Source organism: Oceanobacillus sp. MO10714A, from assembly GCF_037072045.1.
Classification (GTDB): Bacteria; Bacillota; Bacilli; order Bacillales; family Amphibacillaceae; genus Oceanobacillus; species Oceanobacillus indicireducens.
In genome coordinates, this window is sequence record NZ_JAXHDC010000001.1 from 342,462 (window position 1) to 356,512 (window position 14,051).

Annotated in this window: 10 protein-coding genes; 8 read left to right on the forward strand and 2 right to left on the reverse strand. The window is 40.4% G+C overall.

What is annotated here, in order from left to right:
* From SPD53_RS01890 to nth, 8 genes are all read left to right on the forward strand, one after another.
* A complete protein-coding gene (locus SPD53_RS01890; protein WP_336251483.1) occupies positions 1 to 1,200 on the forward strand; it encodes a CCA tRNA nucleotidyltransferase in 1,200 nt (399 codons plus the stop codon).
* A complete protein-coding gene (locus tag SPD53_RS01895) occupies positions 1,167 to 2,156 on the forward strand; it encodes a biotin--[acetyl-CoA-carboxylase] ligase (RefSeq protein WP_336251484.1) in 990 nt (329 codons plus the stop codon). Before SPD53_RS01890 ends, SPD53_RS01895 begins: the two co-directional genes overlap by 34 nt.
* 98 nt (positions 2,157 to 2,254) lie before the next feature.
* Positions 2,255 to 5,062, forward strand: a complete 2,808-nt coding sequence (gene dinG, locus SPD53_RS01900; protein WP_336251485.1) for an ATP-dependent DNA helicase DinG — start codon at positions 2,255 to 2,257, stop codon at positions 5,060 to 5,062.
* A 212-nt stretch (positions 5,063 to 5,274) separates the two neighbouring features.
* Positions 5,275 to 5,790, forward strand: a complete 516-nt coding sequence (locus SPD53_RS01905; protein WP_336251486.1) for a cell wall elongation regulator TseB-like domain-containing protein — start codon at positions 5,275 to 5,277, stop codon at positions 5,788 to 5,790.
* Between the two features lie 13 nt (positions 5,791 to 5,803).
* The gene (locus tag SPD53_RS01910) at positions 5,804 to 6,982 is read left to right on the forward strand and encodes a pyridoxal phosphate-dependent aminotransferase (protein WP_336251487.1); all 1,179 of its coding nucleotides are present in this window, start codon (positions 5,804 to 5,806) and stop codon (positions 6,980 to 6,982) included.
* Between the two features lie 24 nt (positions 6,983 to 7,006).
* On the forward strand, positions 7,007 to 8,299 hold the full coding sequence (asnS, locus tag SPD53_RS01915; RefSeq protein WP_336251488.1) for an asparagine--tRNA ligase: 1,293 nt from the start codon (positions 7,007 to 7,009) through the stop codon (positions 8,297 to 8,299).
* 718 nt (positions 8,300 to 9,017) lie between these two features.
* Positions 9,018 to 9,704: a DnaD domain-containing protein gene (locus SPD53_RS01920; RefSeq protein ID WP_156855860.1), complete on the forward strand. Its 687-nt coding sequence runs from the start codon at positions 9,018 to 9,020 to the stop codon at positions 9,702 to 9,704.
* Positions 9,705 to 9,708: 4 nt separating this feature from the next.
* A complete protein-coding gene (gene nth / locus SPD53_RS01925; RefSeq protein WP_156855859.1) occupies positions 9,709 to 10,374 on the forward strand; it encodes an endonuclease III in 666 nt (221 codons plus the stop codon).
* Positions 10,375 to 10,434: 60 nt separating this feature from the next.
* Here the strand turns inward: nth and SPD53_RS01930 are convergent, their stop codons facing one another.
* Together SPD53_RS01930 and recU are read right to left on the reverse strand one after the other, a co-directional pair.
* Entirely contained in the window at positions 10,435 to 13,197 is a 2,763-nt protein-coding gene (locus tag SPD53_RS01930) for a PBP1A family penicillin-binding protein (RefSeq protein WP_336251489.1), read from the reverse strand.
* 26 nt (positions 13,198 to 13,223) lie between these two features.
* Positions 13,224 to 13,820, reverse strand: a complete 597-nt coding sequence (gene recU, locus SPD53_RS01935; RefSeq protein ID WP_336251490.1) for a Holliday junction resolvase RecU — start codon at positions 13,818 to 13,820, stop codon at positions 13,224 to 13,226.
* Positions 13,821 to 14,051: the final 231 nt, after the last annotated feature.

Below are 14,051 nucleotides of genomic sequence, written 5' to 3' on the forward strand. Positions count from 1 at the left end.
ATGTTAACGAAATATTTTCAACGGGCAAAGCCGATTTTAGAAAAGCTTGAAGCAGAAGGTTATGAAGCATATTTTGTTGGTGGTTGTGTGCGGGATTATTTGCTCGGTCGGCCGATCAAAGACATCGATATTACGACATCTGCCACCCCTGATATTGTTCAAGCGATATTTCCAAGTGTCATACCTGTTGGGATTGAACACGGAACTGTCATCGTGAGACATGAGAAAGAATCCTATGAAGTGACTACATTCCGTACAGAAGGCAGTTATTCGGATGGTAGGCGTCCAGATCACGTTGAATTCATCCGTAACATTGAAAAAGACCTAGAACGGCGTGATTTTACAATCAATGCCCTTGCGATGGATAAAACAGGTCATATTACGGATTTATTTTCCGGTAGAAGAGATTTAAAGCAGCGAATGATTCGGACTGTCGGCAATGGGGAAAAACGATTCGGAGAAGACGCACTGCGGATTATACGCGCCCTCCGTTTTTCCAGTGTGCTCGGCTTTCATATTGAAGAAGAAACATTTGCAGCAATGGTAGCTTGTAAATCAGCAGTACTCGATATTTCAGTGGAGAGAATTACAAATGAAATGGCACGTTTTTTTGCAGGAAAATATGTGTCAGTCGGGATAAATTATTTAAAGAAATCAGCTGTTCAGACTGTTTTACCGGTTTTTAAAGAACATCCGACTTTAATCGAGGCAATTCCACAAAACATGAAGCCTCTCTTAAGTTTTGCAGAAGTTATTGCTTTCTTTCACTATCATCAGCCTGAAATAGCTATCAATGAGTGGGCAAAGGAATGGAAGTGTTCCAACAGGACGAAGCGGCTTGCAAGTGATTTAATTGACGATATCGAACGTTACAAGCAAAGAGGCTTGGATGCGATTGGAATATATCAGCTTAACGACGAGCGGTTTGAACCCTTTATCCGCTTAGCCGACTTGTTATTAGATGTTAAACCATCTCTGGCACAATTAATTCAATTGAAGCAAAGGTTACCAATTCAATCAAGGGAAGACTTAGCCATCAATGGAAATGATCTTTTAGCTCTTTTTCCTGACAAAAAACCAGGAGTATGGGTGAAACATTTGCTTGAAAAAACGGAAGATGCTGTAGTTACCGGTAAAATAAATAATCAGTATCGTGACATAAAGGAATGGTTAGAGTGGATTCAACGAGAAACAGATTAATTCATATCCTATCGGAGAATGAGGAGACTTATATATCGGGTCAGGATATTTCCGATGCTTTACAAATATCCCGTAATAGTGTCTGGAAACATATGAAAGCATTGGAGAAAGACGGTTATATCATTGAAGGAGTCCCAAGAAAAGGATATCGTATCCTTAAACATCCGGATAAAGTCAGTGATAATACGATCAAATGGGGCCTGGAAACAGAGTGGCTTGGTCAGACGATCATCCATAAATCTTCCGCCGCTTCTACCCAGCAATTAATCCACCAAGCTGCCGCAGATGGAGCGAAGCATGGAACAGTTGCTATTCTTGATGAACAAACGGCGGGCAGGGGGAGAATGAACCGAGAATGGCATTCTGCAGGGAATAAAGGGATGTGGCTAAGCATCTTGCTTCGCCCTAAAATCCTTCCGCAAGAGGCTCCCCAGCTAACATTGCTTACAGCAACTGTGTTGGCTGACGTGTTAAAAGACTATACAGGTGTAGAGCCGATGATTAAATGGCCAAATGACCTTTTGATTAATAAGAAGAAGACGGCTGGAATTTTAACAGAGATGCAAGCAGAACAGGACCAGATTCAATATATAGTGGTCGGTATCGGTCTAAATATCAACCATACAAGTGATGATATACCTGGAATGCTTGCATCTAAAGCGACCTCCCTTTATTTGGAAACAGGGAAACATTGGTCTATTCAAGAACTGATTCAACAGTTTTTACAAAAATTTGAAGCGGCATTTGATGCATATTTAGCCCATGGCTTTTCCGATGTGAAGAAAAAATGGGAAAGCTATGGTTTTAAAATAGGTGAAAAAATTAAAATTAAAAACCTAAAAGAAGAGAAAAAAGCGATTTTCCACGGAATTGCAGAAGACGGTGCCCTCCTTGTTTTACATGATAATGGGAAAGAAGAAAAAATATATTCTGGTGAAATCCAGTGGTTTGAATAACAAGTTAAAGAGATAGGCGGGGGAAGAGACTCTTATCAATAATGGGATAAGAGTTTTCTTTTGGACGAATTGACGTATATAATAGAGAGGACGGAGGTGTGGAATTGAATAAATTTGTTGTGATTGACTTAGAAACAACCGGGCATTCGCCTGATAATGACGATAAAATCATCGAAATCGGTATGGTAATCATTAAAAATGATGAAATTATCGATAAAAGAGATACCTTTTTAAATCCAAACAAACAAATTCCTCCATTTATAACCAATCTGACGAATATAACAAATGATGATGTTAAAGACGCACCGTACTTTAACGAAAAAGCGGACAAAATAATGGAGTTATTTGAGGATAGTTATCTAATTGCCCATAACGTTCCTTTTGACATGGGTTTTTTAAATACTGAATTAGTGAACAGTGGGAGGAAACCCTTAAGGAATCCTGTTATTGACACGGTCGAATTATCTCGGATTCTTTATCCGAAAGCACCAAGCTATAAATTATCGCAGATTACGGATTATCTTGATATATATCACGATGACCCGCACCGGGCGTTATCTGATGCTTATGTCACGGCTAGGTTGTTCTTGAAATTAAAAGAGAAATTGTTTAGTCTTCCGTATGAAACGCTCGCTAATCTGGCGAAATTGGAACCAATGTTTAAATCAAACCTTGCTGTTTTACTGGATGAAGCGATGGAGCAGAATAGTTTTGAATTTGCCAATGAAGCGAAGTTTACTACATATAATGGACTCGCATTTAAAATGACAGAGAAGATGACCCAAGAAGAAACGATATTAACAACTTCTTTTGGAGACTATCTAGATCATATTTATGAGGATAACGGTACACTGGAAAAACAATTTGAAAAGTATGAGAAGAGAAGTGGTCAGCGAGAAATGTCCGAAACGGTGTATGATGCTTTCTGTAGTGGAGAACATGCATTAATTGAAGCGGAAACCGGTACAGGTAAATCCCTTGCTTATTTGCTTCCAGCTGTATATGAGGCCGTGAAACAAAACAAACGCATCATCATTAGCACACATACTACACAATTACAGACCCAGCTCCTTGACGAAGAGATTCCTTTAGTACACAAAACTGTGGATTTTCCATTTGAAGCAGCACTGTTAAAAGGTAGAAACCATTATTTAAGCTTGGAACGCTTTGCCTATGAACTAACCCATCCGGAACGCGACAATTATGATATTACGCTAACGAAGGCAATCTTACTCGTCTGGCTTACGGAAACCTTGACTGGTGATATTGATGAAATTCAAATCCCAACGAGTGGCTATACATTTTTCCAAAGGGTTTCAGCGGATGCGGAAAGGAAGCTCGATGTCACATCTCCTTGGTTCCGGTATTCGTTTTATACTCGCGCAAGACGAAGAGCCCAACGAGCTGATTTAATTATAACGAATCATGCCCTGTTATGTACGGATATGTTTAACGATTATCAATTTCTTCCTGATTACGACAAATTGATTATCGATGAAGCCCATCATTTGGAAGATACTGCAGCCTATCATTACGGATTAAAGCTGGACAATATAACGATGCATTATATGTTAAATCAAATTGGCCGTTCGGAGGATACGAAATTTTTCAATTATATAATTGGCAAATACGATAATATAGAGGATAACTTTTCGGTCGATAAATGGGATGAATTAATTGCAAATACGAAAAATGAAATTGATGATCTCTTCCAATATTTACATGCTTACGTGACGAAACAACGGAAAAAAGATAAATCATTAAGTGATGTTGGCAGAATCCAGTTCCGATTCAGTAAAGAGGAAGTGAATTCTTCCAATTGGGAAACCATAACAGAAATGGTGAATCGCCTTATTTTTTATTACCGTAATCTCATTCATTTTCTATCCCTCATGGATAAGAGCCTTGACGATACGGAAGATTATGTGAAGAACGACAGGCAGGAACTTATTCAAGTCATTGAGAATTTGCAAGAGCATATTGATCATTTGGAATTGCTCTTTTTAGTGGATCAGCATATTAATCATGTACAATGGCTCGAAATGGACACGAAGGGGTATCAACAGGCCGTTTATTTATATAGTGAACCGACTACCGTCTCAACGTTGCTTGGCGAGGAATTATTCGCGAAGAAAGACAGCGTCATTTTAACTAGTGCTACGCTGACGATGAAGAATTCATTCAATTTTATTGAAAAAAGACTAGGTCTTCGGGAAGAGCGGCTGATTACAAAACAAATCCGTTCACCATTCTCATTTAAAGACCAGGTACAATTGCTGATTCCAAATGATTTCCCGGATATTAAATATGGAAATATGGATGATTATATCTATGCGACGAGTGAAGCAATTCTTTCTCTGGCAGAAGTGACGGAAGGGAGAATGCTTGTACTGTTTACTTCTTATGATATGTTAAGGAAGTCCTATAAACTCTTGAAAGAAATAATGACAGATGACAAATATATGCTTATTGGCCAAGGGGTTACGAGCGGAAGCAGAACAAGATTGAAGAAGAATTTCCAAAGCTTTGAACGTTCGATCTTACTCGGTACAAGCTCCTTCTGGGAGGGTGTTGATATTCCTGGTGGGGATTTATCCTGTCTGATGATTGTCCGACTTCCTTTCCAGCCACCGGCACACCCGGTTTATGAAGCAAAATCGCAGGAATTGAAGGAAGCGGGAAAAAATCCATTTATGGAATTATCTTTACCAAACGCTGTTATTAAATTCAAACAAGGATTTGGACGTCTTATCCGTTCGTCTAGCGATAGAGGGATTGTTTTCATTTGTGACTCAAGAATTGTGACAGCACGATATGGAAGATATTTCACAGACTCCATACCAGAGGTACCAATACTAAATGACTCCACCCAATCCTTAATTAAACAAGCGAGGGTATGGTTTTAAGAAAAAAGCTACTGTAATAAATACAGTAGCAAACGAATGGTATGGGGGAGAAAAATTTTGCAACGTGATCCCGTCCAGTTTTATGGGAGGAATAATAATGGCACGAGAGCCGTTACTACTCTTAGTATAAGCCACTGGATTTGTTCTATGGCTAACAATTTTTTATAAACACAGGGAAGAATTAGTGAACCTGTCTGAAGAGGTGTGAAAAAATGGCTGAAACAAGACGAAAATGGTTGATTTTTAGCATGATTATCTTTCTCCTTCTGTTTATTTCTATGCTTATTTATGGTATCTTTTTATACATGGATTTAAACTCCGAACGCACCAAAGGCCATGAAGATACAAAACGGGAAATGTTAAATCAAACAGGAATTACGGAGATATCAAAAATCGAAAACTTTAATGGGGAAGCTGCTTATCATGTCGTTTACGGAAAAAATGAAGAAGGCAAGGGTAAAATTATTTTTTACCCACTGGAAGGAAATGAGAAAACATTGACGACAGTCGATTCAACCGAGGTTCTGTCACCATCTTCCATGATCGATATGTGGCAGTCTGACTGCAGTGCTTGTCAATTAGTGAAAATAACGCCGGCTTTGCTGGATGATGAAATACTATGGGAACTCGTCTATTATGATGAGTTTGACCGATATGTATTCGATTATCGCTCAATCTATGATGGATCCCAGTATGAAGATATCCGTTATTTAAGACAGTTCAATTAGGAGGAAAGAACAGATGGAATTAGCGAACAGAGTAAAAACAATAACTCCCTCATCGACACTGGCCATTACTGCTAAAGCGAACGAATTGAAAAGCCAAGGTCATGATATCATTGGGTTAGGAGCCGGAGAGCCAGATTTTAATACACCAGAACCGATTATTGAAGCGGCTATTCAAGCAATGCAAGCAGGCCTTACAAAATATACACCGACTGGTGGGATCTCCGAGCTAATTGAAGCAATCCAAAAGAAAATGGAGAGGGATCATCAGCTCAACTTCGCAAAAGATGAAATCATTGTCACAATGGGAGCAAAGCATGCACTTTATGCACTGTTCCAAGTGCTTTTAAATAAAGGCGATGAAGTACTCATCCCTGCCCCTTTTTGGGTAAGTTATCCAGAACAAGTGAAACTTGCAGAGGGAGTACCTGTATTCATTCCTACGAAGGCAGAACATGATTTCAAGGTTCAACTAGAAGAATTGGAAAAAGCTATTACAAGCAACACAAAAGCAATTATTATCAATTCACCGAGCAACCCAACGGGAATGATGTATTCAAAAGAAGAACTTGAAGCGATTGGCGAAATTTGCCTCAAGCATAATATCCTTATCGTTTCAGATGAAATTTATGAAAAGCTTATTTATTCTGATGAAGAACATGTATCCATCGCTTCCATCAGTCCAGAGCTAAAGAAACAAACGGTAGTTATTAATGGCGTTTCAAAAACATATGCAATGACAGGCTGGAGAATTGGTTATGCAGCCGGAGAGAAAGAGCTTATTCAAGCAATGAATAATGTTTCCTCTCATTCGACGTCCAACCCTGTTTCTATTGCTCAGTACGCATCTGTTGCCGCACTTTCCATGGACGAAAGCGAAGTTCGGAAAATGAGAGATATATTTGCGGAACGCTTGGATGTCTTTTACAACTTAATCAGTGAAATTCCAGGCATCAAATGTGAAAAACCAAAAGGAGCATTCTATTTATTCCCGGATGTAACAGAAGCCGTGCGGAAAAATGGCTTTGACACGGTTGATGAATGGGTAACAGCTATATTAGAAGAAGAAAAAGTCGCCATGGTGCCAGGTACTGGATTTGGCGCACCGGAAAATGTGAGACTATCCTATTGTTTATCATTAGACGACTTAAAAGAAGCGGCAAAACGGATTAAACGTTTTGTCGAAACTCATTAAAGATCGATTTATGGAGGTATAAAGATGAAGATTACGATTTCTCAAGCACCTGATTATAATGAAAAAGAAGTAACAATAGGAGCTTGGCTTGCAAATAAACGTTCCAGTGGGAAGATTGCCTTCCTACAATTACGTGACGGAACCGGTTTTATGCAAGCAGTTGTAGCAAAAAATGATATAGAGGAAGAAGTTTTCCAAACAGCGAAAAATTTAACACAGGAAACATCGATTTATATTACAGGAAAAATTGTGGAAGATAAACGCTCTGCTTTCGGTTATGAAATGCATGTAACAAATCTTGAAGTGATACATGAAGCAGAAGATTATCCAATTACGCCGAAAGAGCATGGAACGGAATTTCTAATGGATCATCGGCATTTATGGCTACGTTCGAAAAAGCAGCATGCAATCATGAAAGTCCGTAATGAAATCATTCGGGCAACGTATGAATTTTTCAATAATCAAGGATTTGTTAAAGTCGATCCACCAATTCTGACAGCTTCTTCAGCTGAAGGGACAACTGAATTATTCCATACGAAATACTTTGATGAAGAAGCTTATTTATCCCAGAGTGGACAGCTTTATATGGAAGCAGCCGCGATGGCGCTAGGAAAGGTATTCTCATTCGGACCGACATTCCGTGCTGAAAAGTCTAAAACCCGAAGACATTTGATTGAATTCTGGATGATTGAACCAGAGATGGCGTTTATCGAACATGAAGAGAGTCTCGTTATACAAGAAAATTATGTCATGTTCCTTATTCAATCTGTATTGAAGAACTGTAAACTAGAGTTAGACGTATTAGAGAGGGATATATCCAAACTTGAGCAGATACAAGCACCATTCCCAAGAATCACATATGATGAAGCTATTGAATTGCTGAAAGAAAAAGGCTTCGATGATATTGAATGGGGAGACGACTTCGGTGCCCCACATGAAACAGCAATTGCCGATAACTTCGATAACCCTGTCTTTATCGTAAATTATCCGAAAGACATTAAAGCATTTTATATGCAGCCGCATCCAGAGCGGGATGATGTAGTTCTTTGTGCTGATTTAATCGCGCCAGAAGGATACGGAGAAGTGATTGGCGGCTCAGAACGCATTCATGATTACGACTTGATGAAACAGCGCTATGAGGAACACGGATTAACCGGTCCAGCCTATGAGTGGTATTTGGAACTGCGGAAATATGGAAGCATTCCACACTCCGGATTCGGTCTTGGCCTTGAGCGTACAGTAGCATGGCTTACGGGTGTCGAACATATTCGCGAAACGATTCCATTCCCGCGTCTGTTAAATAGATTGCATCCATAAATAAATGTGATTATAAATCCCTTGCAGCTTAAAGCAAGGGATTTACAATTGATTAACTTACCCTAAACTACTGATTTCATACAGCGTAAGTGCAACTCTTACCTGGAGGTTCGCAGTCCAGACACCTCTCGCTTTCCGCAGGCGGCTGGTGAGCCTCCTCGGGCTGTCGCCCTGTGGGGTCTCACCTATGCCTTTCCTCCTGCAGGAGTCTCGAGGTGTCTGGACTGCTCCGAGGGTAAACCTGATTTGGAACACTATTTTTCATTTAGAAATAAATAGCTCATTACAATGCGATAGTTTCCATTAATAATAACGTTCTCTACTAGTTCAGTTGCCCGGCGGACGGTGACTCCTACGGGAAAAGCACGTGTCCGAAGACCCCGCAGGAAGCGGTTTTCTTCCGAGGAGGCTGAGGCCGTGCCCGTGGAAAGCATCCGTCCGCCGGGAAACTGAACGGTAATCAGAACGCAAAAAAAACTGAAAGAGCAAGACACTTACGCTGTATGAAAGCAATCAGAAGATATGTTAAGTTTTAAAAAAGAAGAAAAAAGAATACTTGGTTGTTTAAGTCTGCGAAGTTGAGTAACCAAGAATCGGAATTCGCATGTTTACTTGGCAGAAGGATAAGTATAAATCTTTTCTTACTGCATAAGTGAAACTGAGGTTGTCATCGAAATGCTTGGTGACAACTAAGTTTTCTAATAAGGAGGTACCTAACATGTTTGAAACAAATCCACTGGAAGAAATATTACACGATCAATTACATATCCCCGGCAGATTGCTGACAAACTACACGAAACTTGGTTTAAATGAAACCGAGCTTGTGCTTGTTCTACAACTTATTTATTTTTTCAAAGAGAAGAACAATTTCCCAACCCCCGCTGAACTGGCTGAACCATTGACAATTAGTGAGAAACATTGCTCCGACATTTTAATGAAGCTTATTCAAAAGGATTTATTAACGATTGAGCCAAGGGAAAATGAGCAAGGTCAAATTTCAGAAGCCTACTCTGTCCAGCCGTTACTCGAAAAACTTTATAGTGAAGAAAAAGAACAAGAAGAAAACACGACAGGGACGATTTTTATTTTGTTTGAACAGGAGTTCGGTCGGCCGATTTCTCCATTTGAAATCGAAATGATTAATACGTGGTTGGATGAAGACAAGATCAGCCCGGCGCTAATTAAGGCAGGGCTTAGAGAATCAGTACTTATGGGTAAATTAAACTTTAAATATATTGACCGTATCTTGCGAGAATGGAAGAAGAAGGGAATCCATTCCGTCGAGCAAGCAAGAAATACAAGCAGGAAGTTTCACAGTCATCAGCAAGTAAATCAGCAGCAACCTGCGCAAACGGCAAAAAGAGACACATCGATCTACTATAACTGGCTGGAAGGGGAAGACTAGTTAGATGCTGAATTTAAAAGAGATTAGACATGTATTAGATACGATTGCAGAAATGTTCCCTGATGCGGAGGGCGAGCTCGTCCATTCAAATCCATTTGAATTATTGATTGCTGTTGTGTTATCCGCACAATGCACGGATAAACTAGTGAATAAAGTTACGGCAGATTTATTTAAGAAATATAAAACACCTGAAGATTATATCGCGGTACCACTGGAAGAACTTCAGCAGGATATTCGTTCAATCGGGCTTTACCGTACAAAAGCAAAGAACATCCAAAAACTTTGCCACGTTTTGATCGATAAACATGGAGGGAAGGTTCCTGAAACAAAGGAAGAGCTCATGAAGCTGGCAGGGGTCGGCAGAAAGACAGCGAATGTCGTTGCTTCCATCGCTTTTAATGAGCCGGCGATCGCGGTTGATACTCATGTGGAACGGGTGTCCAAGCGATTAGGGATATGCCGCTGGAAGGATTCTGTACTGGAAGTGGAAGAGACCTTGATGCGGAAAATACCGCGGGAAGAATGGTCAGAGACGCATCACCGATTAATCTTTTTTGGAAGGTACCACTGTAAAGCGAGAAATCCCAATTGTCCGGAATGCCCACTTCTTGATCTTTGTCGAGAAGGGAAAAAACGGATGCGAAAGCTTGAAATAGAGAGCAAAAAATAAAGGAAAGCTTATCTGTATAGCGACAGATAAGCTTTCCTTTTTTCCTTCTTTGCTTTCTTGTTATTCGTCGGATGGTTCTTCCTCATCGGGAGTTTCATCCTCTTCAGGTGGTGCTTCTTCACCTTCATCCTCATCTTCTTCTGGTTCTGGTGCCTCTTCTACTGGTTCTTCCTCTGGTTCTTCAGGCTCTTCTGCTTGTGGTATGCTGACAGATGTTGATTGAGTATCGCCGCGTACGTCACCTTCTTGCCCAATTGGAGTTACACTGATTGAATAGGTTTCTCCAGGGGAGAATGTACCACTTATCTCAATACCTTGAGACTGTACGGTTTGCGTTTGTCCACCGTTGACAGTCACTTCGAAAGCAGCGGGAGGACCATCATAATTCCATGAAACATCGATTATTCCTTGGTCTTCCACGTACGTTGCGCTTAGACCAGAGACTGGAGGGATATTTTCTTCTTCCTCTTCCTCCTCATCTCCACCTGGTACCGTAATCGATGTGGATGCAGGCTCACTTGTTATGGAATTATTTTCGTTGCTAATCGCTACGACTTGAATCGTGTACTTTGCCCCAGCTTCTACTTCGGATATATCTAAGGACATATCCTCTGTTGTCGCTAATTCTTGCATGGAGCCACCATCAACACTCGCACTCACTGCAAAGGAGACATCACTATCCGTGTCATAATCCCATTCCACGTGGATTGAATGATCATCTTCATTATAGGTTGCATTCAGTCCGCTAACTGCATCAAGCTGATCAAATTTTTCCGATGTTGTTGTCGGTTCAGACCCCCGAACGAATAGCTCGGTAACCTTTTGAGCGGCAGGTGTGTGATCACTTGCGAGCTCTGGTGGATTTGTTCCACGTTCTATCGCTAATTTCACAACAGAATCTGGTTGTTGGAAATCGGCTGTATCAATACCTTCCGACACATGGAGCATCGTTTCCCGGAACATTTGCTGGGCGATCGTCCAATCCACCGAATCTGGAAGTCCTACTCGTTTTCCATCTACAATATTCTCACCAACCCAAGTAGATACAGTGTAGTTGGTCGTATATCCTACAAACCAGCGGTCTCCCGCTGAACCGTCATCGACGTTCGTTGTTCCTGTCTTACCAGCTACCGGTAAACCGCCCATGCTACCAGACGCCCATGTTCCGTCCGTAAAGACAGTTTTCAGCATATCCGTGATCATGTAAGCCGTGTAGTCTTCAATAGCTGGTTCTGAATCCGGCCGAAGCTCAACCGTGCTTCCGTCTGGGAATTCAACTGATTCTACAGCATATGGTTCTGTATAAACTCCTCCGTTACCAAACACACTGAAGGCACTTGCCATTTCCAGCGGCGTAACAGTTAAACTACCACCGCCGATAGCATCGGAAGCATAAAGGTCATCTGGCATATCCAGTCCAACCTGTTCACCAAAACTCTTCGCCCGGTCTGCACCTACTTCTTCAAAAAGTTTCACCGCAGGAACATTCAGGGATTGACTTAATGCTGTCCGAGCGCTAACCCAACCAGAGTAAGTACGGGTGATATTGTTAATCGGTTTTTCCATTCCTGGTCCTTGGTATGGCGCATCGTCATTGATTTGGTGATACGTAGAAATCTTGTCATACTCTATTGCCGGTCCGTAAGACATGATTGGTTTAATCGTGGAACCAGGTTGCAAATTAGGCCTTTTATCTATCGCATAGTTCAATTCTTGACTGCCCGTACTATTACGACGTCCGCCAATTGCTTGTATAGCACCTGTTTTCGTATCGGTAACAACAATCGCACCTTGTACATTATCACTACCATAATTCAGCGGGTTAGCTTCCGTATCTGTTAATAGAAGTTCAACCCGTTCCTGAGCATTTGTATCAAGCGTTGTATTGATTTTTAAACCATCTGTATAAATATTGATGCCTTCTAATTTCTCACTGATTTCATCGGCCACTTTATCGATAAACGCACCGTATTTCGTAGAGCTTTCCTCAGGTTCTGCGAGCATTGCGACAATATCAACTTCACGTGCCTCGTTTGCTTCTTCTTCTGTAACCTTGCCATGGCGTACCATTAGATCAAGCACCGTATTCATCCGGTAAGCTGTAAGCTCTGGATCACGGAATGGGTTATATGCAGTAGGCCGTTGTGGTAATCCAGCTAAAATCGCCGCTTGTGCCAAGGTTAGATCATTTAAATCCTCCACACCGAAATAGGATTTCGCTGCTGCTACAACGCCATACGAATTATTTCCGTAGAAAATTTTATTTAAATACATTTCTAAAATTTCTTCTTTAGAATATTTTCTTTCAAGTTGCAGTGCGAGCCACTGTTCCTGCACCTTTAATTTAATTTGCTTTTCATTGGATAAGAAAAAGTTCTCTACTACCTGATGGGTAATTGTACTTGCACCTTGCGAGCCGAACCCATCCGTAATGTTAGCGACAATAGCGCCGCCCAGTCTTCGTAAATCAATTCCCTTATGTTCAAAGAAACGAGCATCTTCTGTAGCAACTACAGCGTCAATTAGTACTTGAGGTAAATCTTCATATTTGACCTGTTCCCGATTCTCTAATTCCAACGTGGTAAAGGGTTCCCCGTATTTATCATTTAATGTAGAAGATAGGGGAACATTCAATTTGTCAGGATCGAGATCCGGTGCAGTCGCTATCCAATATATCCCAACTGCTCCACCGACAATTCCCGCTGCCAATCCAATAAAGAGAATCGTAAAGAGAATTGTCTTCCATATGGGTCGTTTTCCCGATGTTTTCTTTTTCGTTGTTTTCTTATTTCTTCTTGCCGATCGCGACATCTTATCTGTCATAAGTAAAACCTCCATCATTTGAACTATTATTTTGTGAAATAAAGCTTGTCAATCACAGACAAATAGTCCACTCTTGCTTGAAATTTTAAAGGGATGAGATGAGCTTCATCTCGGATTGTTTCATAAGAAATTGATTTTTTCCCTTTTTTAAATAGATCGTACCAAAAGGGCAGAAGTTTCTCTGTTTCAAGTAAATATGTTTCATTATAGCTTGAAAAGCGGATAATAATAAAACTTATCCCCCCGTGATTAATGATCTGCTCCATATGAGCAATTTGATGTTCATGAATATTAGCTAATGGAAATCGTGTTTTATTCTTTGTTTCTTTTGCTTCAAAATCAATATATTTGCCACGATACAATCCATTATAATCTGTCGTGGATGCCTGTTTATAATAAGCTTCTGTTATGACAGCTGCACTTCGCTGTGGATAATGCACCCGTACGACTTGAACAGGGGTTGGTTTTTTATGCACAACAGCCTGATTATGTGCAAGATAATATTCATTTGTCGTGTTTATGTCTTCCTCCAGCGACATTCCCCGATTACTATATTTATGATTTTTTATCTCTCTATTTACCCTTTGCAATGGACGCCTTTTCCGCCCATTTGGATAGTTCATTATTTCTCCTCCTACTGACTAAACCGATAATCCTCCCTTACTACATTAAACGTCTGGAAGTAACCGTACATATTCATTATATAACAAAAATGATAAAGAGACATATTTAGGAGACGTTTTTCGGTAAATATACACAGAAATCATACCATGAAATTGTAAGTTAGAAAAACGGAATTGAAGTGAATATTTTACCACTTTGCTTGAGAAAAACAACTAGTTTTGACTGATTAC

Excerpts from the sequence above, each read along its gene's own strand:
- nth (WP_156855859.1), top strand. The coding sequence starts at position 9,709 with ATGCTGAATTTAAAAGAGATTAGACATGTATTAGATACGATTGCAGAA.
- SPD53_RS01920 (WP_156855860.1), top strand. The coding sequence starts at position 9,018 with ATGTTTGAAACAAATCCACTGGAAGAAATATTACACGATCAATTACAT.
- asnS (WP_336251488.1), top strand. The coding sequence starts at position 7,007 with ATGAAGATTACGATTTCTCAAGCACCTGATTATAATGAAAAAGAAGTA.
- SPD53_RS01910 (WP_336251487.1), top strand. The coding sequence starts at position 5,804 with ATGGAATTAGCGAACAGAGTAAAAACAATAACTCCCTCATCGACACTG.
- SPD53_RS01930 (WP_336251489.1), bottom strand. The coding sequence starts at position 13,197 with ATGACAGATAAGATGTCGCGATCGGCAAGAAGAAATAAGAAAACAACG.
- SPD53_RS01905 (WP_336251486.1), top strand. The coding sequence starts at position 5,275 with ATGGCTGAAACAAGACGAAAATGGTTGATTTTTAGCATGATTATCTTT.
- SPD53_RS01890 (WP_336251483.1), top strand. The coding sequence starts at position 1 with ATGTTAACGAAATATTTTCAACGGGCAAAGCCGATTTTAGAAAAGCTT.
- recU (WP_336251490.1), bottom strand. The coding sequence starts at position 13,820 with ATGAACTATCCAAATGGGCGGAAAAGGCGTCCATTGCAAAGGGTAAAT.
- SPD53_RS01895 (WP_336251484.1), top strand. The coding sequence starts at position 1,167 with ATGGTTAGAGTGGATTCAACGAGAAACAGATTAATTCATATCCTATCG.